Annotated in this window: 26 protein-coding genes; all 26 read left to right on the forward strand. The window is 44.3% G+C overall.

The window, feature by feature from the left end; translation table 11 throughout:
* Positions 1–31 precede the first annotated feature (31 nt).
* Positions 32–1,375, forward strand: coding sequence for an FADH(2)-oxidizing methylenetetrahydrofolate--tRNA-(uracil(54)-C(5))-methyltransferase TrmFO (gene trmFO, locus ACE3K2_RS07095; protein WP_370511405.1), 1,344 nt, complete (start codon positions 32–34; stop codon positions 1,373–1,375).
* 26 nt (positions 1,376–1,401) lie between these two features.
* On the forward strand, positions 1,402–1,944 hold the full coding sequence (gene hslV / locus ACE3K2_RS07100; RefSeq protein WP_339302990.1) for an ATP-dependent protease subunit HslV: 543 nt from the start codon (positions 1,402–1,404) through the stop codon (positions 1,942–1,944).
* 116 nt (positions 1,945–2,060) lie between these two features.
* Positions 2,061–3,461 carry an ATP-dependent protease ATPase subunit HslU gene (gene hslU / locus ACE3K2_RS07105; RefSeq protein WP_421888516.1) on the forward strand — a complete coding sequence of 467 codons (1,401 nt, stop codon included), beginning with the start codon at positions 2,061–2,063 and terminating at the stop codon, positions 3,459–3,461.
* A gap of 973 nt (positions 3,462–4,434) precedes the next feature.
* The gene (gene flgB / locus ACE3K2_RS07110; RefSeq protein ID WP_421888518.1) at positions 4,435–4,842 is read left to right on the forward strand and encodes a flagellar basal body rod protein FlgB; all 408 of its coding nucleotides are present in this window, start codon (positions 4,435–4,437) and stop codon (positions 4,840–4,842) included.
* Positions 4,843–4,848: 6 nt separating this feature from the next.
* The gene (gene flgC, locus ACE3K2_RS07115) at positions 4,849–5,298 is read left to right on the forward strand and encodes a flagellar basal body rod protein FlgC (RefSeq protein WP_253433759.1); all 450 of its coding nucleotides are present in this window, start codon (positions 4,849–4,851) and stop codon (positions 5,296–5,298) included.
* A gap of 58 nt (positions 5,299–5,356) precedes the next feature.
* Complete coding sequence (gene fliE, locus ACE3K2_RS07120) at positions 5,357–5,668, forward strand: flagellar hook-basal body complex protein FliE (RefSeq protein WP_421888520.1); 312 nt, start codon at positions 5,357–5,359, stop codon at positions 5,666–5,668.
* Positions 5,669–5,805: 137 nt separating this feature from the next.
* Positions 5,806–7,389 (forward strand): flagellar basal-body MS-ring/collar protein FliF, encoded by a 1,584-nt coding sequence (gene fliF, locus ACE3K2_RS07125; RefSeq protein WP_421888522.1) that lies wholly within the window; start codon positions 5,806–5,808, stop codon positions 7,387–7,389.
* A gap of 11 nt (positions 7,390–7,400) precedes the next feature.
* The gene (gene fliG, locus ACE3K2_RS07130; RefSeq protein WP_047842476.1) at positions 7,401–8,417 is read left to right on the forward strand and encodes a flagellar motor switch protein FliG; all 1,017 of its coding nucleotides are present in this window, start codon (positions 7,401–7,403) and stop codon (positions 8,415–8,417) included.
* Complete coding sequence (locus ACE3K2_RS07135) at positions 8,410–9,273, forward strand: FliH/SctL family protein (RefSeq protein ID WP_421888525.1); 864 nt, start codon at positions 8,410–8,412, stop codon at positions 9,271–9,273. Before fliG ends, ACE3K2_RS07135 begins: the two co-directional genes overlap by 8 nt.
* Positions 9,260–10,579: a flagellar protein export ATPase FliI gene (gene fliI, locus ACE3K2_RS07140; RefSeq protein ID WP_036609365.1), complete on the forward strand. Its 1,320-nt coding sequence runs from the start codon at positions 9,260–9,262 to the stop codon at positions 10,577–10,579. Before ACE3K2_RS07135 ends, fliI begins: the two co-directional genes overlap by 14 nt.
* Positions 10,580–10,590: 11 nt before the next feature.
* Complete coding sequence (gene fliJ, locus ACE3K2_RS07145; protein WP_421888527.1) at positions 10,591–11,043, forward strand: flagellar export protein FliJ; 453 nt, start codon at positions 10,591–10,593, stop codon at positions 11,041–11,043.
* A gap of 43 nt (positions 11,044–11,086) precedes the next feature.
* The gene (locus ACE3K2_RS07150) at positions 11,087–12,028 is read left to right on the forward strand and encodes a MotE family protein (protein WP_421888529.1); all 942 of its coding nucleotides are present in this window, start codon (positions 11,087–11,089) and stop codon (positions 12,026–12,028) included.
* A 40-nt stretch (positions 12,029–12,068) separates the two neighbouring features.
* On the forward strand, positions 12,069–13,460 hold the full coding sequence (locus tag ACE3K2_RS07155; RefSeq protein WP_421888531.1) for a flagellar hook-length control protein FliK: 1,392 nt from the start codon (positions 12,069–12,071) through the stop codon (positions 13,458–13,460).
* 19 nt (positions 13,461–13,479) lie between these two features.
* A complete protein-coding gene (locus tag ACE3K2_RS07160) occupies positions 13,480–14,037 on the forward strand; it encodes a flagellar hook capping FlgD N-terminal domain-containing protein (RefSeq protein ID WP_421888533.1) in 558 nt (185 codons plus the stop codon).
* A gap of 50 nt (positions 14,038–14,087) precedes the next feature.
* Positions 14,088–14,417, forward strand: coding sequence for a TIGR02530 family flagellar biosynthesis protein (locus ACE3K2_RS07165; RefSeq protein WP_421891047.1), 330 nt, complete (start codon positions 14,088–14,090; stop codon positions 14,415–14,417).
* Between the two features lie 81 nt (positions 14,418–14,498).
* Positions 14,499–15,314 carry a flagellar basal body rod protein FlgG gene (gene flgG / locus ACE3K2_RS07170; RefSeq protein WP_421888535.1) on the forward strand — a complete coding sequence of 272 codons (816 nt, stop codon included), beginning with the start codon at positions 14,499–14,501 and terminating at the stop codon, positions 15,312–15,314.
* Between the two features lie 68 nt (positions 15,315–15,382).
* On the forward strand, positions 15,383–15,604 hold the full coding sequence (locus ACE3K2_RS07175; RefSeq protein ID WP_017689179.1) for a flagellar FlbD family protein: 222 nt from the start codon (positions 15,383–15,385) through the stop codon (positions 15,602–15,604).
* A complete protein-coding gene (locus ACE3K2_RS07180) occupies positions 15,604–16,059 on the forward strand; it encodes a flagellar basal body-associated FliL family protein (protein WP_421888537.1) in 456 nt (151 codons plus the stop codon). The genes ACE3K2_RS07175 and ACE3K2_RS07180 overlap by 1 nt, the downstream gene beginning before the upstream one ends.
* 40 nt (positions 16,060–16,099) lie before the next feature.
* Positions 16,100–17,098, forward strand: coding sequence for a flagellar motor switch protein FliM (gene fliM / locus ACE3K2_RS07185; RefSeq protein WP_421888539.1), 999 nt, complete (start codon positions 16,100–16,102; stop codon positions 17,096–17,098).
* Entirely contained in the window at positions 17,088–18,362 is a 1,275-nt protein-coding gene (gene fliY, locus ACE3K2_RS07190; RefSeq protein ID WP_091031895.1) for a flagellar motor switch phosphatase FliY, read from the forward strand. Before fliM ends, fliY begins: the two co-directional genes overlap by 11 nt.
* Before the next feature lie 28 nt (positions 18,363–18,390).
* Positions 18,391–18,756 (forward strand): response regulator, encoded by a 366-nt coding sequence (locus ACE3K2_RS07195; RefSeq protein WP_017689175.1) that lies wholly within the window; start codon positions 18,391–18,393, stop codon positions 18,754–18,756.
* 11 nt (positions 18,757–18,767) lie between these two features.
* Entirely contained in the window at positions 18,768–19,304 is a 537-nt protein-coding gene (locus tag ACE3K2_RS07200) for a flagellar biosynthetic protein FliO (protein ID WP_421891050.1), read from the forward strand.
* A complete protein-coding gene (gene fliP / locus ACE3K2_RS07205; protein WP_133384323.1) occupies positions 19,301–20,056 on the forward strand; it encodes a flagellar type III secretion system pore protein FliP in 756 nt (251 codons plus the stop codon). Before ACE3K2_RS07200 ends, fliP begins: the two co-directional genes overlap by 4 nt.
* A 25-nt stretch (positions 20,057–20,081) precedes the next feature.
* Positions 20,082–20,351: a flagellar biosynthesis protein FliQ gene (gene fliQ, locus ACE3K2_RS07210; RefSeq protein WP_047842485.1), complete on the forward strand. Its 270-nt coding sequence runs from the start codon at positions 20,082–20,084 to the stop codon at positions 20,349–20,351.
* Positions 20,352–20,361: 10 nt separating this feature from the next.
* On the forward strand, positions 20,362–21,150 hold the full coding sequence (fliR, locus tag ACE3K2_RS07215) for a flagellar biosynthetic protein FliR (RefSeq protein ID WP_421888542.1): 789 nt from the start codon (positions 20,362–20,364) through the stop codon (positions 21,148–21,150).
* A gap of 23 nt (positions 21,151–21,173) precedes the next feature.
* Entirely contained in the window at positions 21,174–22,256 is a 1,083-nt protein-coding gene (gene flhB / locus ACE3K2_RS07220; RefSeq protein ID WP_421888544.1) for a flagellar biosynthesis protein FlhB, read from the forward strand.
* Positions 22,257–22,266: the final 10 nt, after the last annotated feature.

Genomic DNA, 22,266 nt, shown 5'->3' on the forward strand with positions numbered 1-22,266 from the left:
AGTGAATTATGAAATTGCTTTATGGGGGTAAATGATTTTGACGAATGAACAACAAGTAACCGTTATTGGTGCCGGGCTGGCAGGAACAGAAGCGGCCTGGCAGATTGCAAGTCGCGGCGTACGCGTAAAATTATACGAGATGAGACCTGTTGTGAAAACGCCAGCTCATCATACAGATAAATTTGCAGAGCTGGTATGTAGCAACTCGCTCCGTGCGAATGGATTGACAAATGCAGTGGGTGTGTTAAAAGAAGAAATGAGAATGCTCAATTCTCTTGTATTGTCAGCAGCAGACAAACATGCAGTTCCCGCAGGCGGGGCGCTTGCTGTGGACCGGGATGGATTTTCAGGTGAGATTACATCCACGTTGCACCAGCATCCGCTCATCGAAGTGGTGAATGAGGAACTAACGTCTCTGCCGGAAGATGGCATCGTTGTTGTTGCAACCGGGCCGCTGACATCACCCGCATTGTCTGAGCAAATCAAGGCACTAATGGGAGAAGAGTATTTCTACTTCTATGATGCAGCTGCTCCGATTATCGAAAAAGATTCCATTGATATGAACAAAGTATATCTGGCTTCCCGGTATGATAAGGGTGAAGCGGCATATCTGAACTGTCCGATGACAGAAGAAGAGTTTGATGTCTTCTATGAAGCTCTTATTACTGCTGAAGTCGCTCAATTGAAAGAGTTTGAGAAAGAAATCTACTTTGAAGGTTGTATGCCAATCGAAGTGATGATGAAACGCGGAAAACAGACGGCTCTGTTTGGTCCCATGAAACCGGTAGGTCTGGTTAACCCGCATACAGGAGAGCTGCCACATGCAGTTGTTCAGCTTAGACAGGACAATGCAGCGGGAACCCTGTATAACCTGGTGGGCTTCCAGACGCATCTGAAATGGGGAGAACAAAAACGTGTCTTTTCCCTTATCCCGGGACTTGAAAATGCTGAGTTTGTCCGTTATGGTGTAATGCACCGTAATACATTTATTAATTCTCCTAAACTTCTTCTTCCGACGTATCAGTTTAAAGAGCGTCCAAACCTGTTCTTTGCAGGTCAGATGACGGGTGTGGAAGGATATGTGGAATCTGCTGCATCTGGGCTTATTGCCGGCATGAATGCAGCCAAAGCAGCGCTTGGGCAGGAACTGGTGGTATTGCCGGTAGAAACAACACTTGGCAGTATGGCTCAGTATATTACAACTGCTGACTTCAAGCACTTCCAACCAATGAACGCAAACTTTGGTTTGTTGCCGAAGCTTGAAACAAAAATCCGTAACAAAAAAGAAAAAAATGAAGCTCTTGCACAGCGTGCACTGGATGGCATCACTAGTTTTGCTGCGGCAGAAGGTCTAACTGTTCCAGAACGCGTATAAATTATTCGTGGGAGGAGGCTGATATCATGGATATGTCATTTCATGCTACAACGATCTGTGCTGTTCGTCATAATGGTAAGGCAGCAATCGCCGGAGATGGTCAGGTGACCATGGGGCAAAGTGTTGTGATGAAAAATACAGCCAAGAAGGTAAGACGTTTGTACCGTGGACAGGTTGTGGCTGGCTTTGCTGGTTCTGTGGCGGATGCGATCACCTTGTTTGAGAAATTCGAAGGTAAACTGGAGGAGCACCATGGTAACTTACAACGTGCTGCTGTGGAGCTTGCCAAGGATTGGCGTCAGGATCGGATCTTGCGTAAGCTTGAGGCACTGTTGATTGTGATGGACACATCGGGTATGTTGCTCATTTCAGGCGGCGGAGAGATTATTGAACCGGATGATGACGTTATTGCTATCGGATCAGGTGGGAACTTTGCCTTATCTGCTGCGCGTGCGTTAAAACGTCATGCTGTGAATCTGGAGGCGAAAGACATTGCACGTGAATCACTTCAGATTGCCTCGGAGCTATGTGTATATACCAACAGTAATATTATTGTAGAAGAGTTATAAGCCAAAGAAATCTCCCGTAGTGGAGCATGATTCTGTAATCTGCTCCAGGACGTCTAGGGGATTCTTTGTCCTTGTTAGGTAAAATTAATTCAACATACTGGTAGGAGGGAAGCAATATGAATACTCAAGCGCTAACACCGAGACAGATTGTTGCAGAGCTTGACAAGTATATTGTAGGTCAAAAGAAAGCGAAAAAATCGGTAGCTGTAGCCCTTCGTAATCGTTATCGGCGTAGCCTTTTGCCTGAGCATACTCAGGACGACATTGTACCTAAAAATATCCTGATGATTGGACCTACCGGTGTGGGTAAAACGGAAATCGCCCGTCGCCTCGCTAAACTGGTAGGTGCACCATTTGTGAAAGTCGAAGCTACCAAGTTCACTGAAGTAGGTTATGTCGGTCGTGACGTTGAATCGATGGTGCGAGATCTGATTGAGACATCACTGCGGATGGTGAAGCTGGAGCGGACTGAAAAAGTGAAGGACAAAGCTGAAGAAGCTGCCAATGAACGAATTGTACATATTTTGGCGCCTTCACAGTCCAAGTCCAAGAATCAGCGCAATCCTTTCGAGATGATCTTTGGTAATAATGGGAACAATGCTCAGGAACAGGATGATCCGGAACCCGATACAGGAGTTGCGGAGCGTCGACGCAAGATCAAGTTTGATCTGTTATCTGGCAAGTTGGAGGATGACATCATTGAAATTGATGTCGAAGACACTGCACCTAACATGATGGATATGTTTGCTGGTCAAGGCAATGATCAGATGGGCATGAACATGCAGGAGATGTTTGGCAGCCTGTTGCCTCGTCGTACGAAAAAACGTAAGCTTGCTATTAAAGAAGCACGCAAAGTGTTGACCCAGGAAGAAGCAGGGAAATTGATTGACATGGATGATGTTACCCAGGAATCTATTCGCCGGGCGGAGCAGACAGGTATCATATTCATTGATGAAATTGACAAGGTTGCCAGTCAAGGACGCGGTAGCGGACCCGATGTATCCCGAGAAGGCGTTCAACGGGACATTCTGCCTATTGTCGAAGGTTCTACGGTGATGACGAAATATGGCCCTGTCAAAACGGACTATATTTTGTTTATGGCAGCAGGTGCATTCCACGTCGCCAAGCCCTCAGATCTGATTCCCGAGCTTCAAGGACGCTTCCCAATTCGTGTGGAACTAAGCAGTCTGACACTGGAGGAGTTTGTATCCATTCTGACTGAACCGCAAAATGCACTGACCAAGCAGTATGTTGATCTGCTGCGCACCGAGAATATTGAGATTGAGTTCTCGGATGAGGCCATTCGCGAGATTGCCAAATTGGCCGAATCCGTGAATCAAAATACAGAGAATATAGGTGCTCGTCGTTTGCATACGATTCTTGAAAAGCTTTTGGAGGATTTATCCTTTGAGGCACCTGAGCTTACACTGGAACGTATGGTGATTACTCCGGAGTATGTCCGGGAGAAATTGAATGATATTGCGATGGATCGTGATTTGAGTCAGTATATCCTGTAACATGGTTCTAAGAATGGAATTGTTAAAATGATGTTATAACTAAACGGTATGCACGAGAGTAGAGAACATGTGAGTCAACAAAGGTTAACAATCCTTTAGCGAAGCACAAGGACTCATACTGGAGGCATATCGTTTATTTTTGTTTCCATCTAATGGATTCCGATGATACAACCGATAAAAGATGTGTGGAGGGTAAACGAATCGACAAACCTAGGACTTGTGCCGCATGTAGAAGGAGTTAAAACCTATCGGAGTAGTAGTTGTGTCTTGTTTTAATATCCAGTGATTACCATTAAAAGAATTTTCCTTATTCCAAGTCTGGTTATCGGTTTAGTCGATAGATTGGTAAATCTTGCGTAAATGCGCAAAAAGATAAATTATAGAAAAGTGTTAAGTCACTAATTATTTTCTTGAAATTAAAATGTACAGACCCCACTCAATTGTTAAGAAAGTGTTGTGTGGAAAAGGCAAGTTTTCTTAATCCTTGAAAGGTAGCTTGTCAATTGATTAATATACAGCTTTGTATGCATACCTACCATATGGTCCATAAACCCTTAGTATAACGGCAAAAAATTCTAATATTATCAACGATGAAATATTCGGAAATATACATAATTACGGGCTTTATACACTCATGTTTAGACTCGGAAGTTTTTTTTATTTTTAAAAATGTTAAGAACAATAAAGGAGAGTATTAACAGAGTTTTGTTTTGGGCCTGAACATTTACGAAAAAATTCATAATTTGCAGAAAATACACAAAAAGCCCTGTCTTTCAGAAAAGATAGGGCTTTTTTCTTATTGTAATATATCCCAAACTCGAAGAAACTTATGTTATACGACAACATCAGAGTTAATTCTACTTAAGTCCTAGAAAACCGTGTAAAGACGAATGTTTTTGTCGAAAAAACATAAGTGTTTTCAAGGGAAAAGATTCAATCATTTTCCATAACTTCTAAAGAGAGGAGGGGGATTGTGAATCTTTTAAACGATATCAGCTTTAGAAGATTGCAAGGTGCACTCGATGCGTCCAATATCAGACAAGGAACGCTTGCTGACAACATCGCGAATGCCGATACCCCGTATTTCAAGCGCTCGGACGTTTCTTTTGAAGAAATGTTGCAAGGGCAAATGAATGGAGATATGCCTGTTCTTAAAGGTAAAGTAACTGATGCAAGGCATTTTGTCATAGGTCCTTCCTCTTCCATACCAACGCCAGTAGTTAATATGGACCAGTCAACGTCCATGAATAACAACCAGAATAATGTCGATATCGACAGAGAAATGAGTCTTCTGGCGGAGAATCAGTTGCGTTATAACGCTTATATTCAGCAAGTGAACGAACAAATCAAAATGATGCGTGTTGGCGTGGAAGGGAGATAACTTAAATTGAACATTAGTAATAGCTTTAGTATTAGTAGCTCAGCACTTACAGCCCAACGGTTGCGGATGGACGTTATATCTTCCAACATTGCCAACGCAGAGACAACGCGCGCGAGCGTATCCAATGGTGAAGCGGTTCCTTACAAACGTAAAATGGTCGTACTAGAGCCGAATAAAACATCATTCGGTACGATGCTTCAAAATCAGATGAGAGGTAGCGGCTCAGGAGACGGTGTCAGAGTAACCGAGATTCGCGAGGATCAGTCACCATTGAAGCCTGTGTATGACCCTACTCATCCAGATGCCAACGCAGAAGGATATGTATTTATGCCTAATGTGGATATCGCGAAAGAAATGGTCGACATGATCTCTGCCTCGCGTTCCTATGAAGCAAACGTAACAGCATTGAATTCAACCAAAGCGATGATCTCCAAAGCTTTGGAGATTGGAAGATAATTTGCTTTGAAATAAAAATAAGAAATATATAAACCAGGGATGAAGGGGAGGGACATTAATGATTCAGAACAACATGTTTAGCACACAGGGTATACAACCGCTACAGATGAAGAGCGCAACCGAAAGCAAGCCTTCTACACCAGCCGAAACCATTCAGAGCTTCGGTACATACTTACAGAATGCATTAGGGTCCGTCGCAGCACAGGAGACTCAATCGCATGAAATGTCCAATCAGTTTTTGGTCGGCAAAGCGAATGTGGATCAGGTGTTGATTGCTTCAGAACAGGCCTTGTTAAGCCTGCAACTCACAACTCAAGTCCGAAACAAAGTGGTCGAAGCATATCAGGAAGTTATGCGAACGCAATTATAAAATAACCTATTTGCGCTTCGATGATAGCGCTGATCATTACAACAAAGCAGCTGCGATGCTGCTCCTGATCGTCAACCTATGGACCGGCTGGGGTTGAGTAAGGACAGACTAAGCAAAGTTTCGGATGGGGTGACAGAGTGAATGAGAGAATCGCCCAGTACAGGGATAAGGCATCCCAGTATTGGAATAGTTTTAGCAAAAAGCAAAAAGTATTATTTATATCCACCTTCCTGTTTCTGATTTTGGCTGCAGTTGTGCTCACGATGCAATTGTCCAAGACCGAATATGAAGTTGCTTTTACAGATTTGAATGCAAGTGATTCAGCGGGCGTTATCAGTTATCTCGATTCATCCAGTATTCCATACAAATTAAGTTCAGATGGCAAGACCATATCCGTACCGAGTACAAGTGTTGCAATTGCAAAGGTGAATGTCGGATCACAAGGAATTATTCAGAATGGTTCATTAGGGTATAAGTCATTCGAGGAGTCATCATCCCCGATCGGGATGACGGATAAAGAGTTTGATGTAAAGTACAACAACGCTATAAACGGAGAAGTTGAACAGTTACTTCAGCGGATGCAAGGGATACAGGATGCTAAAGTACTCGTTAATATGCCGAAAGATAACATTTTTGCTGGTTTAGAAGAACAAGACAAAGCATCAGCATCGGTAGCTCTCCAGTTTAAACCGGGTTATCACCCAAATCAGGCAGCGGTAGATGGCTACTTTAACTTGGTTAAGACTGCAATTCCTAACCTGCCTATTGAGAACATCACAATTACGAACACGGATGAAGCAGAATTGATTCCAACTGCCCGAGGTGGCAGTGGCGGGTTGTCTTCCGAAGTTCAAGAAAACATGGCATTACAGAAAAAGTTTGAAAACGATGTCCGCAATAACGTAAAACAATTTCTTTCCCAGATTGTGGGCGAAGACAAAGTTAATGTTTTGGTAGCATCCAAGCTTAATTTTGACAAAGAAACACGTAAGGAAAATCTCGTCACACCTGTTGATGTAGAGAATATGAAAGGCATCGAGATTAGTGTGCAGGAGATTCAAAAGAGCTACACCGGGGCGAGCAACCCAACAGGTGGTGTTGCTGGCACAGGACAAGAGGAAGTTCCAGGTTACCCATCATCTGATGCAACAGGTAACTCCACCTCAGAAGAATCATCAAGCACTATTAACTACGATGTTAATCGAATTGCCAAGGATATTATCTCCAGTCCGTATACTGTAAAAGATTTAACCATTAACGTTGCAGTTGAACCACCGGATGGACAAACAGAATTGCAGGGACCGGTTCAAGATGCGATTGAAAACATTCTGGTTAACATTGTTCGCGCTTCATTGGCAGACTCGGGTACTGTAATAAGTGACGCTGATCTTACAAAAAAAGTTTCAGTCATGTCACAAGGGTTCCAGGCTGCATCGACAGCAAATACAGGCTTCCAGTTGTCCCCAACCATGATGTGGGGCGGAGGCGCACTCATAGCGGCATTGATCGCAGCGGTTGTTATTTTGTTAGTACGCCGTCGCCGCAAACAAAACGAAGTCGAGGAAGAAGAGATTCCTCTTCCAATAGCAACAGAGTTCCCGTCCATTACGCTGGACAGTGTAACGAACGAAAGTCAGGTGCGCAAACAATTGGAGAGTTTGGCCAAGAAAAAGCCAGACGAATTCGTCAATCTGCTGCGTACATGGCTGGCTGACGAATAGAGGTGAACGCATTGGCGAAGGCAAGCAGTCAAGGTTTGACTGGAAGACAAAAAGCAGCAATTTTGTTGATTACATTAGGTCCGGAAGTATCGGCTCAGATCTTCAAACATCTGCGTGATGAGGAGATTGAGCAACTTACGTTGGAGATTGCCAACGTTCGCAAGGTTGATTCTTCCGAAAAGGACATGATCATGGCCGAGTTTCACCAGATCTGTCTGGCGCAGGAATATATCTCTCAGGGCGGTATCAATTATGCGAGAGAAATCTTGGAGAAAGCTCTGGGCTCTTCAAAAGCACTTGAAGTCATTAACCGTTTGACAGCTACGCTGCAAGTCAGACCGTTTGACTTTGCACGCAAAGCGGATCCAAATCAGATCTTGAACTTTATTCAGAATGAAAGTCCGCAAACGATCGCACTGGTTCTGTCTTATCTTCAGTTCGAACAGGCTGCAGCGATTCTGTCATCCTTGCCACAAGAGAAGCAGGCAGATGTCGCTCGTCGGGTGGCGGTTATGGATAGTACTTCGCCAGAAGTTATCTCTCAAGTGGAACGGGTTCTGGAACAGAAGTTATCTTCTACTGTAACGCAGGATTACACCAATGCGGGTGGTATTGAATCGATCGTTCAGATTCTGAATGGAGTCGATCGTGGTACAGAGCGTACCATTTTGGACTCACTTGAGATTCAGGATCCAGAGCTTGCAGAAGAAATCAAAAAACGCATGTTTGTATTCGAAGATATCGTCAATGTGGATGATCGTTCAATCCAGCGTATTATTCGGGATATTGATAACGCAGATCTGCAACTTGCACTCAAGGTGGCAAGCGAAGAGGTTCGGGATGCTGTGTTCCGGAACATGTCGAAGCGGATGTCCGAAACATTCAAAGAAGAGATGGAATTCATGGGGCCTGTGCGATTGCGTGATGTTGAGGAAGCTCAGACACGCATTGTAGGAACGATACGCAGATTGGAAGAAGCCGGTGAGATCATTATCGCACGCGGTGGAGGAGATGATATCATTGTCTAATTTGATTAAATCTTTCCAGTATGTACCCGTAGATGACCACAAAAAACTTGAGAATCATCATCATTATGGTGGCGCTGAAGAGTCTGAAACGGAATTATACGGTGAACGTGCTGAAAGTTCTGAAGCAGAAACGCTTCAAGCACGCGTGGACGAAGAAACACAACGTCTTACCGCAGAGATGCTGGAAGATGCCAAGGAGTTTGCAGAAAAGCAAGTACGTGAAGCTTCGGAAGAGGCAGAGCGCATGCTTCAAGAGGCCCGTGAACAGATCGACAGCTGGTGGCAGGAACAACGACAACAGGATGAACATCTGACTGAAGCGCTTCGTTCACAAGGTTTCCAACAGGGTTTTGAAGAAGGCAAAGTACAAGCTGAACTGGATCTCCAGGTGCAGATCGATAAGATGATGATTGAAGCGCAGGAAGTGCTCAAGGAAGCTTATGTAGCTAAAGATCAGATCATTCAGGAAGCCGAACCGTTCCTTGTGGATCTCGCTTGCGGGATCGCTGAGAAAGTCATTGATAAGCAACTTACCATTGAACCTGATCATACATTGGAACTGATTCGTCAAAGTTTGTCACGTAAACGTGAGCAGGGGTTAATCACACTTTGTGTGGCACCTGATCAGTTTGCATTTGTACAGGCAGCTCGTGAAGAATTGTCTCTGTCCATCGACTCTCAGGCAGAATTGCAGATTTTGCCTGATTCAACCGTCAAAGATAAAGGATGTGTCATTCGTTCTTCGTTCGGAAGTGTAGATGCGAGAATTGATACACAGCTTGCTGAGATAAAAAAAGAACTGGTCCGCATAGCACTTGAGGATGAGGAGCGAAGAAATCAACATGAAGGTTCTTAGTTCACAGCGATATATGGAACATTTGCGGCAATTCGATCCTGTTCGTATTAACGGCAAAGTTACGCAGGTCATTGGTCTTATGGTGGAGTCAGAAGGGCCGGATGCAAGTATCGGCGACGTATGTTACATCTATCCTGGTAAGTCGGCCAAGCCTCTTCAAGCCGAAGTTGTTGGGTTTCGAGATAACAAAGTGTTGCTTATGCCACTGGGTGAACTTCAATCCATCGGCCCTGGTTGCGATGTAGTAGGTACGGGTAAACCACTCGGTGTTCAGGTGGGATCCGAATTGCTCGGTAAAGTATTGGACGGACTTGGACAACCGCTGGACGGCTCCCTCCTTCCATCAAGAATGCCGATGTACTCTACCTCCAATACTCCGGTTAATCCAATGGATCGTCCACGTGTACTTGAAACGATGGGTGTTGGTGTAAGAGCTATCGATGGATTGCTGACCGTAGGTAAGGGGCAGCGTGTAGGTATTTTTGCCGGTTCTGGTGTTGGTAAGAGTACATTGATGGGCATGATCGCTCGCAATACAGCAGCGGATGTCAATGTCATCGCACTTGTGGGTGAGCGTGGACGTGAGGTGCGCGACTTTATTGAACGGGATCTGGGGCCGGAAGGACTGGAACGCTCCGTAGTCATTGTTGCCACTTCAGATCAGCCTGCCTTGATTCGGATCAAGGGAGCAGTTATTGCGACGACGATTGCAGAGTATTTCCGGGATCGTGGAATGAACGTGATGCTCATGATGGATTCGGTAACTCGATATGCGATGGCACAAAGGGAAGTTGGTCTGGCCGTAGGTGAACCTCCGGCAATGAGAGGATATACACCATCGGTTTTTGCAAGTTTGCCCAAACTGCTTGAACGAGCGGGTACAGGACCTACGGGATCGATTACAGCCTTTTACACCGTTCTGGTCGATGGGGATGACATGAATGAACCGATCGCGGATGCAGTTAGAGGTATTCTGGATGGACACATTGTGTTAAATCGATCCATTGCGAATAAAGGTCATTTTCCAGCCATTGATGTGCTAGCCAGCATAAGTCGGGTTATGAAGGATATTGCTCCGGAAGAGCAGTTGGAAGCTGTTAATAATATGAAACGTTTGATGGCTGTGTACAAAGAATCAGAAGATTTGATCAATATTGGGGCTTACCAGCGGGGATCAAATGCAGCCATAGATGAATCGATAGACCAGATTGATAGTATATGGAACTTTACCAAGCAGAAAGTTGACGAGAAAGTCACTTTAAGTGAAGTACAGGAACGTTTGATTCTTGAATTTGCAAGGAGATGAATGGGTAAACGATGAAATTTCGATATCATTTCCAGAAAGTTGTTGACCTGAAGAGTAATGAAAAAACACAGGCAGAGTGGATGTTATCCACAGCGATCGGCAAACTTCAGACGGAGGAAGAACATCTGATACAACTTCTTAATGATAGAAGTAATCTGGTCGGCATTATCCAATCTGCTACGGAAAATACAGCGTCTGTGAACAGTCTGCAGGAAATGCAGCGTTATGTACATCACCTTGACGAGTGCATTTCACGCAAAAGCAGTGATGTTAAACATGCTCAGGTCAATGTGCAGCGGAATCAGACATTTCTCAACGGTAAGATGATTGACGAAAAAGTATGGCTTGGAGCGAGAGACAAGGCAAAAATCAAATTTCAGCAGGAGATGCTCCTCCGGGAACAGAACGATCTGGACGAGATGGCTACTGTACGCTTCGCTGCCAAAGCCGGACGCGCGAATTGATGTGAGCCGGAAGCGAAGTTGTCTCGTGAAGGAGGAATGAACGATGGCTGTTAAAGATGATAGCGACATGGAAAAAGAGTCGGGAGGCGGTTGGGAAAAATTTCTCATGATTTCAATCCCGATTGTATTCACCGTAGTATTGCTAGGTGTATTACTTACGCTATTTAATGTAGATATTCGTAATAATTTGTTTGAATTCGCCAACAAGATACCTGTAGTCAAGGAATGGGTACCTGATCCTGTACTGGATCCGGAGAAAGAGAAGCTGGAGAAGAGTGAGCAGCAGGTTGAAAGTGCTGAAGCCACAATCGAAAAGCTGAAGTCCCAGGTAACTGCCAAAGAAACAGAGCTCAAGGCAGCACAGGAAGCAACAACAACCGAAGCGAAGAAGGCCACGGAACTTCAGAAGAAGTTGGATGATGCGGAAAAAGCCGCTGAAACGGCTACAACAGCAACGCCGGAAACAGAATCCGATTATCAAAAGCAAATCAAAGATTTGGCTAAAATGTATGCCGACATGAGCCCAAGCAAAGCTGCACCGATCTTGCAAAATATGACGAATGAGGAAATGGTATTGTTGTTGAATGCCATGCAATCATCTGCTCGGACCAAGGTGCTTGAAAAGATGGACCCAAAAACCGCAGCCGATGTCACCATGATGATGAAGGATGCCAAACCGTCCGGGGATCTGGCACTGGATGCACTGCAATCCAGATTGAAGAAAGAAACCGCAGCAACTTCAACTGCATCCACAACCACAAGCAAAAACCTGGATAAAAACCAGCTTAGTCAAACGTTTGCTTCGATGTCTGCTTCAAGTGGTGCCAAGTTATTATTGGAAACATACAAGTTAAGTCCCGACAAAACATTGACCATTCTTAATTCCGTAGATGATGCAACACGCTCTCAATTGCTTGAGAACATGTCTTCAGAAGACTCGGTTGAAACTGCAAAAATTTTGAACAGATTAATGGGCAACAAGTAGATCTCATTACACAGATATAACGGAGAGGAGGTGAAAATAAATGTCGATTGTATATCAAATGGCATCCACGGCATCTGCCAAAGCAACGGCAACAGGTCAGACCACTGGAGCACAATTGAAAGGTTCAGTTGCAGGTGCTAGTGGTGAATTTCTCCAAACTCTTGCACAATCGTTATCGGGTGGAAACACAGAAGGTGATAGTTCAAGCACTACAGGAAGCCTAACAGCCAATCCGTTGGTCTTTTCCTTTGCTACAAGTGAAGAAGAAGGGGAAGCGACATCAATCACGGATGTACTGAATTCATTGTTCACGGACTTGGATTCGCTTGATGAAGCTTTGGAAAATGATCCAACTCTACTTGCAGGCTTGCAGACTCTGATTCAACAGTTGTATGCACAACTAAATGATGCTTCTGGTACGAACGCAGAAGGTTCCGACGAGTCTTCGGATGGAGCGAAAAGCGCGAGTATAGTACCTGCAATTGAACTGTCGCAGCATCCGGCAGCAGTAAGGTTTGTTCTGCAGGATGTGCTTACACAATTAGTAGCTGCGATGAATGAACCTGAGAGTACTGTTGCGAAGAACGCTCCTGAATTCAAACATCTGCTGCAATCCCTGCAGAGTCAGCTTCAAGAGGCTGGAGTGGATACGAGGAGTAACAAGGGATGGACTGAACTGAAATCCATACTGGATACATTGACCGCAGTTAAGGATCAGGCTGTACAAGTCGCTCCAACGACTTCACTTCAAGCGTCAAAACAAGATTCGGTCGTACCTCAAGTTCTTGTTGCGGCAGTGACGAACTCTGGAAGCCAAGTGAAAGATGAGGCTGAGACAACATCTGCTTCAAAAGCAGGTGGTGAAGTGGAACACTCCACCATTATTACTGCGGGAGAGCTGTCCTTGCGTTCATCAGGTACAACAGCAGGAAAACCGGCTGAACCTGTAATGCAAACCTCACAGTTTGCCAAAGAAATGACACAGTTTGTAGTCAACAAGCTGGATATTGTACAGCAAAAAGGATTTTCCGAGGCGACCATCTCACTTCGGCCTGAGCATCTAGGGAAGTTGGACGTTCAAATTACCTTACAGAATGGGCAATTGGTGGCACGGTTTATGACTGAACATACGATGGCCAAAGACATGCTGGAACAACAAATGACGCAGCTGCGTTCTTCACTTCAAGCCCAGGGAATTCAAGTGGAACGACTTGAGGTTACCCAGAACAGTTCAATCGGATCACAGATGTATCAGGACGGAGGCCGTCAACCGGGAAGTAACTCTCAGCAACAACGCCGTTCGCGTGAGCGTGAGGAACAGTCGGATGATGCTATAGCTACAGCAGGAATTCAGGAAGAATTGCGTAACTGGCGTAGCGAGCAAGTTGAAGGAAATGAATTACAGAGAGATACGTTTAGTGCAAAGGCTTAAACAGAAATGAGGTGAGCAAATGGCTAATGAAATTGTTTCAACAAATAATACTTGGCCGAACTATTCGGCAGCCAATAAAGCAACCACAAGTGCTGCAACAAAGGAATTAGGTAAAGATCAGTTTCTAAAAATTCTGATTACCCAACTGCAAAACCAAGACCCGATGCAGCCAATGGAGGATAAGGAATTTATCGCTCAAATGGCACAGTTCAGCTCAGTGGAACAACTGGTCAATATTTCTTCACAACTTAAAACATTAAACCAGTCACTTGGCGCTGTATCCGGCATGATTGGCATGGAGGTAAGTTGGCTTTCTTCTAATAAAGACGACAACGGAACTCTTCGTCAGGGTATTGTGGATTCCATCATTGTAAGAGATAGTGTTCAATACGCAAAAGTGGGCAACGACGAGATTAAGCTTGATGAGATCATTCAGGTGAATTATCCAAAACAGGCAGAAGAGAGTCAAACTCCGGTACAGAACGCTCAGGACGTAGCCCCTGTAACGAACGAGAGCAAGGAAGTAGAATCATCCACTGAAACGGGTGATAACGAAGATAGCGGGAAAACGGTATGAGTGATCGCATAACGGTTGGACAATTATACACAGGCACAATTACACCGAATATGCTTCAAAGACCCAAAACGGGAGAAGCCTCAGCTGCACCCGAAAAACCTTTTGCACAGGTGCTGGAAGATAATCTTCTGAAATTGAGCAATCATGCTGCCAAACGATTGGAACAGCGTGGTATTGAACTCAAAACCGAGCAAATGGAACAGATTGGTTCTGCGTTGGACAAAGCTGCTGCCAAAGGAGCCAAAGAGTCATTGATTTTAATGCAGGATATGGCTTTTATCGTCAATGTCAAAAATCGTACTGTGGTTACAGCTATGGATAGTGAAAGCATGAAGGACAATGTGTTCACTCAGATTGATAGTGCCGTAATCATTTCTTGACCGGCTGGCCCTTCTCGGGAGCCGGAATGCCGCTGACCGACTGATGCGGTAACCAAATGAAGACTGGGAGGATTTTTAATAATGTTGAAATCAATGTACTCAGGCGTTTCCGGGATGCGGGGTTTTCAAACCAAACTCGACGTAATTGGTAACAATATTGCGAACGTAAACACGGTTGGCTTCAAAGGTAGCCGGGTTATGTTCAAAGATATTATGAGCCAAACTACCGCGGGGGTAACTGCCCCTGGAGATGCATCTGGTGGTGTCAATGCGAAACAAATCGGTCTTGGTGTATCCGTAGGTTCAATTGATACGCTGCATCTGGCAGGTAGCCCAATGACTACAAACAACCCGACAGATATGCGGATTAATGGAGATGGGTTTTTCTTGGTGCGTTTGAGTGAAGATCAGGAAGTACCTTACCTGACTCGTGCGGGGGATTTTCATGTGGATGCTGCACGTAACCTTTTGACATCGGATGGATTGTTTGTTCTGGATAACGGTGGCGGAAATATTACCATTCCAGACGACGTCGTTTCTTTTACGATTGGTCAGGATGGAACGATTAATCAGACCATGGCAGACGGTACAATTGAAGCTGGAGCACAACTTGGTATTGGAAAAGTGGTCAATCCGGAAGGTTTAGAGAAGATCGGCGGTAACTTGTACCGTATGACAGCAAATGCTAATCCCGATGGTGAGCTTGAAATTTTGACAGCGAATGATGCCGAAAATGGAACTGGCGCTATCATCACAGGACAACTAGAGATGTCAAACGTGGATCTGACCGGTGAATTTACTGAGATGATCGTAGCTCAGCGTGGATTCCAGGCCAACTCCCGGATCATTACAACGTCGGATGAAATACTTCAGGAAGTTGTTAACCTGAAACGTTAATAGCTGATTCATGAATTTTTAAAACGTGGAGGAGCGTGCTCCTCCCACTCTGATCAAGGGGGCTTAGCATGATTTCGGTTACGCGGTTAAATGGTTCTCCCATGTGGTTAAATGCGCTGATGGTTGAAATTGTGGAAGAGACGCCGGATACGTATATTACTCTGGTAACTGGAAAGAGGCTCATTGTGCTTGAAAAAGCCGCTGACGTTATTTCCAAGATTAAAGATTACAACCGTGAAATCGGGGTTCAGGCAGCCACTATTAAAGTGCAGCAAACGGAGGAATCCTGATGAAAAAAATGATGCCCTGGCTTGCAACCATGTTGCTGGCAATAACACTCATTGTGGTGGTTGTGTTTGTATTTATGCAAGGACAGAACAAGAACGACACACATACGGCGGCAGCTGCTGAAGAAAAGAAAATGACTGCGGATGAGATTGTAGAGGTATCGTCAGAGCTTGCACAGATTAAAACGAATCTGGCCGATCCGGATCGTATTATTATGGTTAGTTTTTCTTTCAGCTTATCTGACAAAACAGCCAAAGAAGATTTTGAGAAAATTAAAAGTATTACGGTGAAGCCCATTATTATTCAGGCACTCGCAGACACCAAGGCTGAGGAACTGAGTACGGCCAAGGGTATGAAACAATTCAATGAAAAACTGACAGGTCTAATTAATGAGGCATTGCCTGAGCCGAAATTGAAAAGCACTAGTTTTTCAGACATTGTTATAGCACCAATGTAAATGAACAGAACACGCTGTAGACCTGTAAGGGGGTGAGAACATGGTGGATGTATTATCACAAAATGAGATTGACGCCCTATTAGCAGCCCTTTCTTCTGGTGAAATGGATGCAGAAGAATTGAAGAAGGAAGAAACTCAGAAGAAAATCAGATCGTACGATTTTAAGCGGGCAGTGCGTTTTTCCAAAGACCATATCAGAAGCTTGACTCGTATTCATGAAAACTTTGCACGCTTTCTCACCACTTATTTTTCAGCCCAACTGCGGACGTTCGTTCAAATCAATGTCGTTCAGGTCGAACAGTTGCCTTATGATGAGTTTATCCGTTCTATTCCTAAGATGACGATATTGAACATTTTTGAAGCGGAGCCACTACAGGGACGAATGGTGATGGAAGTCCATCCAAACGTGGGATATGCGATGTTGGATCGCCTGCTTGGTGGAACCGGAAGTGCTCCGACCAAGATTGCATCGATGACGGAGATTGAAACAACCATCATGGAGCGAATATTCAGCCGTGCATTTGAAAGTTTGCAGGAAGCATGGAAGACCGTGTTGGATATTTCCCCGAGGATGGAAGCGCTCGAGACCAATCCTCAATTTATGCAAATTGTATCTCCCAATGAAACGATTGCTCTGATCTCGCTCAGTACCAAAATTGGTGACACGACAGGCATGATCAATCTATGTATACCGCATGTCGTTCTTGAACCTATTATGTCACGGTTGTCAACTCATCAGTGGTTTGTTTCGGAGAAGAAAACGAGAGCCCCGGAAGAATTTGATGCTTTAAGAGAGCGTGTGAACAAAGCCAAGTTACCCATCGTTGCGGAATTGGGAGAATCCAGAATTTCAATTGCAGAATTTCTGGGTCTGTCCGTTGGTGATGTCATTACGTTGAACAAACCGGTTGATGAGGGACTTTCCATTAAAGTGGGTGACAAACTGAAATACATGGGCAGTCCGGGGACAATCAAGGACCGTGTGGCTGTGCAAATAGACAAGATTGTCACCGAAGGAGTTGAAGAATTTGACGAGTAAGGATTATTTATCCCAAGAAGAAATCGATGCTTTGCTCAGGCAATCGGAATCAATCAACAGCTCGGAACCCGCTGAAAAGACGGTTGATGATTTTTTGACCGAGCTGGAGCAGGATGCCTTGGGGGAGATTGGTAACATTACATTTGGTAGCGCGGCAACAGCCTTATCCACGCTATTGGGCCTCAAAGTAGATATTACAACACCTAAAGTTTCTATCATTAGTCGAACGCAGTTTGAAGAAGCTTTTCCTAAGCCGCATGTTGCCGTTCATGTGAATTATGTGGATGGATTTGAAGGCATTAACTCGCTTGTTATCAAGAAGAGAGATGCTCAAGTCATCGCTGATTTGATGCTGGGTGGCGAAGGAAATCCGGTCGATGAAGAACTGAATGAAATCCATATTAGTGCGGTACAGGAAGCAATGAACCAGATGATGGGTTCCTCTGCAACCTCAATGTCCACGATTTTTAATCGTTTTGTGAATATTTCTCCTCCGGGAATCGATATTCTCAATCTGGAGAGTGGAGAGGGTGTAAGTAATCTTCCAGCAGATGAGACGCTTATTCAAGTTTCGTTTCGCTTGTTAATCGGGGATCTGATCGATTCCAATCTGATGCAGTTGCTTCCAGTGCATTTTGCCAAAAACATGGTAGATATGTTGATTGGAGGCGCTCAGGAGTCAACTGCCAGCGCACCAGTGGCATCAACACCTGAACCTGCACCAGCAGCCGTACCCGCAACGCCACCACCAGTTGCGGAGCAACCGCCCGTTCAGCATCAGCAGCCCCCACAGGCTCCTCAACAGCCTGTTCAGGACTATAACGGATATGGACAGGCCCCAATGGGAATGCCGCAAGGAATGCCGCCACAGCAGCCGTATGGTATGCCACCGCAGCAACCTTATGGTGCACCTCAACATTACGGTGGGATGCCAAATAGGAATGTTAACGTACAACCAGTTCAATTCGCCAATTTGCAAAATGGGGCGTATGGCCAGGTAGACGAAAACAATTTGAATTTATTGATGGACATTCCCCTTAAAGTCACCGTAGAATTAGGAAGGACCCAGAAGCAAATTAAAGATATTTTGGAACTGTCACAGGGTTCGATTGTCGAACTGGATAAGTTAGCCGGGGAACCTGTCGATATTTTGGTGAATAACAAACTGATCGCCAAAGGAGAAGTTGTCGTTATTGACGAGAACTTTGGTGTTCGTGTTATAGATATCGTTAGCCAATGGGACCGAATTCAGAAATTACAATAAGCACAATTTAGGGAGGACTTGAATCAAGATGGCAAACCGAATTTTAGTCGTAGACGACGCTGCATTTATGAGAATGATGATCCGGGACATTTTGTCCAAAAATGGATATGAGGTTGTTGGTGAGGCCCAGGATGGTTCACAAGCAATTGAGAAATTTAAAGAGCTTCGTCCGGATCTGATCACAATGGATATTACGATGCCTGAGATGGATGGCATTGCAGCTTTGAAAGAAATCAAGAAGATTGATGCTAACGCTAAAGTGATTATGTGCTCTGCGATGGGTCAACAAGCGATGGTAATCGACGCTATTCAAGCAGGCGCTAAAGACTTTATTGTTAAACCGTTCCAGTCTGATCGGGTTATCGAAGCGATTAGCAAGACACTGGGCGTTTAAGAGACATGATGATGGCTCAGGGTGATTTTCCAGAAACAACTAGCGCGGGAGCCAATTATTATTTACAGCTTGTATGGGTGATTGTTGTCCTGGCCGTCATCCTGGTCCTTATTGTTTATCTGATCCGATTCTTAAACAAACGGAATCAGCAAATGTTTCGGCACGGCACAATTCGTACCCTTGGCGGGGTCGGACTGGGACAAAACAAGTCGCTGCAAATTATAGAAATTGGTGGGAGTGTATATCTGCTTGGTGTAGGTGAAGACATCCAGTTGATAGACAAGGTTTCGGATCAGGAAGAGGCACAAAGAATCATTGATTCCTTTGAACGAGATGCTGCTGCACAACAAGGGAATCTCTCACCTCTCATTGCCAAGCTCACAAAACGTTTCCGTAGAGAAGAACCACCGAGGGAAATGGAACTAGAGGACACAACTTCTTTTCACGAAATGTTTGAATCCAAACTTCGGCAGATGCCTAACCGTAAAGAGAAGATGGAAAAGCTCCTGGATAAAGACAATACTACAGATCGGTCGAGGGATTCATGAAGAAAAAGATTTGGTTAGCGTGTTGTTTATTAGGACTTATCAGTCTGGCATCTGTAACGGTTGCCTTTGCCGAACCCATTCCGAATATTGATATTCAGATTGGAAACGGTGATGGAGGGACACCAAGCACGAGTTCACTGTCCATCATTCTGTTAATTACGGTGCTTAGTATTGCTCCGGCAATGCTTGTACTGATGACCAGTTTTACTCGGATTGTGATTGTGCTAGGTTTTGTACGTACATCTTTGGGTACACAACAGATGCCACCCAATCAGGTGTTGGTTGGCTTGGCACTATTTCTGACACTTTTCATTATGTCGCCGACGTTGTCTTCCATAAATCAGGTAGCGCTTCAACCCTATCTCCAGGGAGAACTTACGCAAACCGAGGCACTTGAAAAAGCAGCGGACCCAATAAAGAAATTTATGTTTAGTCACACGAGAGAAAAAGATCTTCTGCTGTTTATGAAGTACAATCAGACTGAACAACCAAAGACCTACCAGGATATCCCAATTACTGTTATGGTGCCGGCATATGTAATCAGTGAGTTGAAGACAGCATTCCAGATGGGGTTTATGATTTTTATTCCGTTTCTGGTTATAGACATTGTTGTCGCGAGTACACTCATGGCGATGGGAATGATGATGCTTCCGCCGGTCATGATCTCATTACCTTTCAAAATACTGCTCTTTGTCCTTGTGGACGGGTGGTATCTGGTTGTCAAGTCACTGTTACTGAGTTTTAACACTTGATCCGGAAAGTTAAAGGAGGACGGTCATGACTTCGGAATTTATTATCGGTCTGGCCGGGAAAGCGGTATACACGTCATTGCTGGCCAGTGCACCCATGCTTATACTAGCTCTGGTTGTAGGACTTGCAATCAGTATTTTTCAAGCGACAACTCAAATTCAGGAACAAACATTAGCTTTTGTGCCAAAGATTGTTGCTGTACTTCTGGCGGTACTTTTGTTTGGACCTTGGATCTTAAATATCTTGGTCGATTTTACGTTCAATATTCTCGATAATCTATACAGATACATAGGGTAGGCTTTAGCAGATGGAGACATTATTGCAAAGTTTCCCTGTCGCTCTGCTTATGTTTTGTCGAATCACATCATTTTTTGTAACTGCGCCGGTTTTTTCGGCTCGAAATGTGCCTGCCTCAGTTAAAATTGGACTGTCTGCTTTTGTCACATTGACTGTATATATGATATATGGCATAAACCAGACAGTACCCACAGATCTGAGTTATATATTGCTCATCATCAGAGAGATTTTGATTGGTTTGCTTTTGGGATTTGTTGCGTATCTATTGATGACGGCAGTACAGACAGCAGGTGCTTTTATTGATATACAAATTGGTTTTGGTATTGCGAACGTATATGATCCGATGACAGGTGCTTCAGCACCGCTTACAGGTAACTTCAAATATGCATTTGCAGTACTTTTATTCCTCACCATGAATGGACATCATTATCTGCTGGATGCCCTCGTATACAGTTATCGCTGGATCCCGTTGTCAAATGTATTTTTCCTAAGGTTGGCCGATGGAAGTATTGCTGAATTTTTAATTCGGACGCTAGGTGAATCATTTATGCTTGCTTTTCAGATGGCTGCACCGATGGTAGTTGCTTTGTTTTTGACCGATGTAGGATTAGGATTTTTGGCAAAAACGGCTCCTCAATTTAATGTGTTTGCTGTCGGAATGCCGCTTAAAGTGCTCGTTGGACTTGCTATTTTGCTTTTGCTGGTTCCCAGCTTCGCCTTTGTATTTGGTCAATTGTTCGAAGTAATGTTCAGATCCATGGAAAAATTGCTTGGGACCATTGGGCAAAGGCCGGGATGAGTGAAACGGAGGACAAGATTCGAATGAAACTTCAACTCGACCTCCAGTTGTTTTCAGGGGAAAAGACGGAAAAAGCTACCCCGAAAAAGAGACAGGATACACGTAAAAAGGGACAGGTTGTCAAAAGCATGGAGATATCTGGTGCTTCAATTCTCCTGTTCACTTTTTTAATCATGATGGTTTTCAGTGATTTTTACAAGGAGCGTACGGTTCGACTCTTCACGGATATCTTCATCAATCGGTTGAGCATGGAAGTCACTGACGAAAATGTAATGTCGCTCATGATGCGATACGGTATAGAAGTGATGTTATTGCTTGCTCCTGTTCTGCTTGGTGTAGCATTAATTGCTTTGATCGTTAACTACATGCAGGTAGGTTTTTTACTTGTAGGTGAAGGTTTGAAGCCGAAACTGGAGAAGTTGAATCCGATCAAGGGATTTAAAAATATTTTTTCTCTTCGTTCTTTGGTCGAATTTGCTAAATCCATTTTGAAAATGACCATCATCGGCTATCTTGTGTATAGCACCATTACGAGTTATCAGTCCGATATTGCATCGCTCTCTCATTTTTCAATGGATGCCATTTTGCATTTTGCAGCTTCAATTACTTTAAGTCTTGGAGTCAAGATTGCGGTAGCTCTGTTGGTACTTGCGATATTTGATTACATGTACCAGAAGTATGATTATGAGAAGAATATCCGAATGTCTAAGCAAGACATCAAGGACGAGTACAAAAAAATGGAAGGTGATCCGCTGATCAAAGGTAAAATCCGGGAACGCCAACGTCGTATGGCTATGCAGCGTATGATGCAGGAAGTGCCAAATGCGGATGTAATCATCACAAACCCGACTCACTTTGCGGTTGCGTTAAAGTATGAAGGTACCGAGATGGAGGCACCGCAGATTATTGCCAAAGGTCAGGACTATGTCGCCTTGCGTATTAAGGAAATTGCCAAAGAAAACGGTGTTATTACGATGGAAAACAAGCCGTTAGCACGGGCGTTGTTCCAGAGAGCCGAGATTGGTGACGCCATACCGGCCGATTTGTTTCAAGCGGTAGCCGAAGTGCTGGCTTATGTATATAAACTAAAGGGCAGAACGAAATAAAAGGGGATCG

Source organism: Paenibacillus sp. (assembly GCF_048976745.1).
Classification (GTDB): domain Bacteria; phylum Bacillota; class Bacilli; order Paenibacillales; family Paenibacillaceae; genus Paenibacillus.

Excerpts from the sequence above, each read along its gene's own strand:
- trmFO (WP_370511405.1), top strand. The coding sequence starts at position 32 with ATGATTTTGACGAATGAACAACAAGTAACCGTTATTGGTGCCGGGCTG.
- hslV (WP_339302990.1), top strand. The coding sequence starts at position 1,402 with ATGGATATGTCATTTCATGCTACAACGATCTGTGCTGTTCGTCATAAT.
- hslU (WP_421888516.1), top strand. The coding sequence starts at position 2,061 with ATGAATACTCAAGCGCTAACACCGAGACAGATTGTTGCAGAGCTTGAC.
- fliE (WP_421888520.1), top strand. The coding sequence starts at position 5,357 with ATGATTCAGAACAACATGTTTAGCACACAGGGTATACAACCGCTACAG.
- fliI (WP_036609365.1), top strand. The coding sequence starts at position 9,260 with ATGAAGGTTCTTAGTTCACAGCGATATATGGAACATTTGCGGCAATTC.
- fliJ (WP_421888527.1), top strand. The coding sequence starts at position 10,591 with ATGAAATTTCGATATCATTTCCAGAAAGTTGTTGACCTGAAGAGTAAT.
- ACE3K2_RS07150 (WP_421888529.1), top strand. The coding sequence starts at position 11,087 with ATGGCTGTTAAAGATGATAGCGACATGGAAAAAGAGTCGGGAGGCGGT.
- ACE3K2_RS07155 (WP_421888531.1), top strand. The coding sequence starts at position 12,069 with ATGTCGATTGTATATCAAATGGCATCCACGGCATCTGCCAAAGCAACG.
- ACE3K2_RS07160 (WP_421888533.1), top strand. The coding sequence starts at position 13,480 with ATGGCTAATGAAATTGTTTCAACAAATAATACTTGGCCGAACTATTCG.
- ACE3K2_RS07165 (WP_421891047.1), top strand. The coding sequence starts at position 14,088 with ATGCTTCAAAGACCCAAAACGGGAGAAGCCTCAGCTGCACCCGAAAAA.
- flgG (WP_421888535.1), top strand. The coding sequence starts at position 14,499 with ATGTTGAAATCAATGTACTCAGGCGTTTCCGGGATGCGGGGTTTTCAA.
- ACE3K2_RS07175 (WP_017689179.1), top strand. The coding sequence starts at position 15,383 with ATGATTTCGGTTACGCGGTTAAATGGTTCTCCCATGTGGTTAAATGCG.
- ACE3K2_RS07180 (WP_421888537.1), top strand. The coding sequence starts at position 15,604 with ATGAAAAAAATGATGCCCTGGCTTGCAACCATGTTGCTGGCAATAACA.
- fliM (WP_421888539.1), top strand. The coding sequence starts at position 16,100 with ATGGTGGATGTATTATCACAAAATGAGATTGACGCCCTATTAGCAGCC.
- ACE3K2_RS07195 (WP_017689175.1), top strand. The coding sequence starts at position 18,391 with ATGGCAAACCGAATTTTAGTCGTAGACGACGCTGCATTTATGAGAATG.
- ACE3K2_RS07200 (WP_421891050.1), top strand. The coding sequence starts at position 18,768 with ATGGCTCAGGGTGATTTTCCAGAAACAACTAGCGCGGGAGCCAATTAT.
- fliP (WP_133384323.1), top strand. The coding sequence starts at position 19,301 with ATGAAGAAAAAGATTTGGTTAGCGTGTTGTTTATTAGGACTTATCAGT.
- fliQ (WP_047842485.1), top strand. The coding sequence starts at position 20,082 with ATGACTTCGGAATTTATTATCGGTCTGGCCGGGAAAGCGGTATACACG.
- fliR (WP_421888542.1), top strand. The coding sequence starts at position 20,362 with ATGGAGACATTATTGCAAAGTTTCCCTGTCGCTCTGCTTATGTTTTGT.
- flhB (WP_421888544.1), top strand. The coding sequence starts at position 21,174 with ATGAAACTTCAACTCGACCTCCAGTTGTTTTCAGGGGAAAAGACGGAA.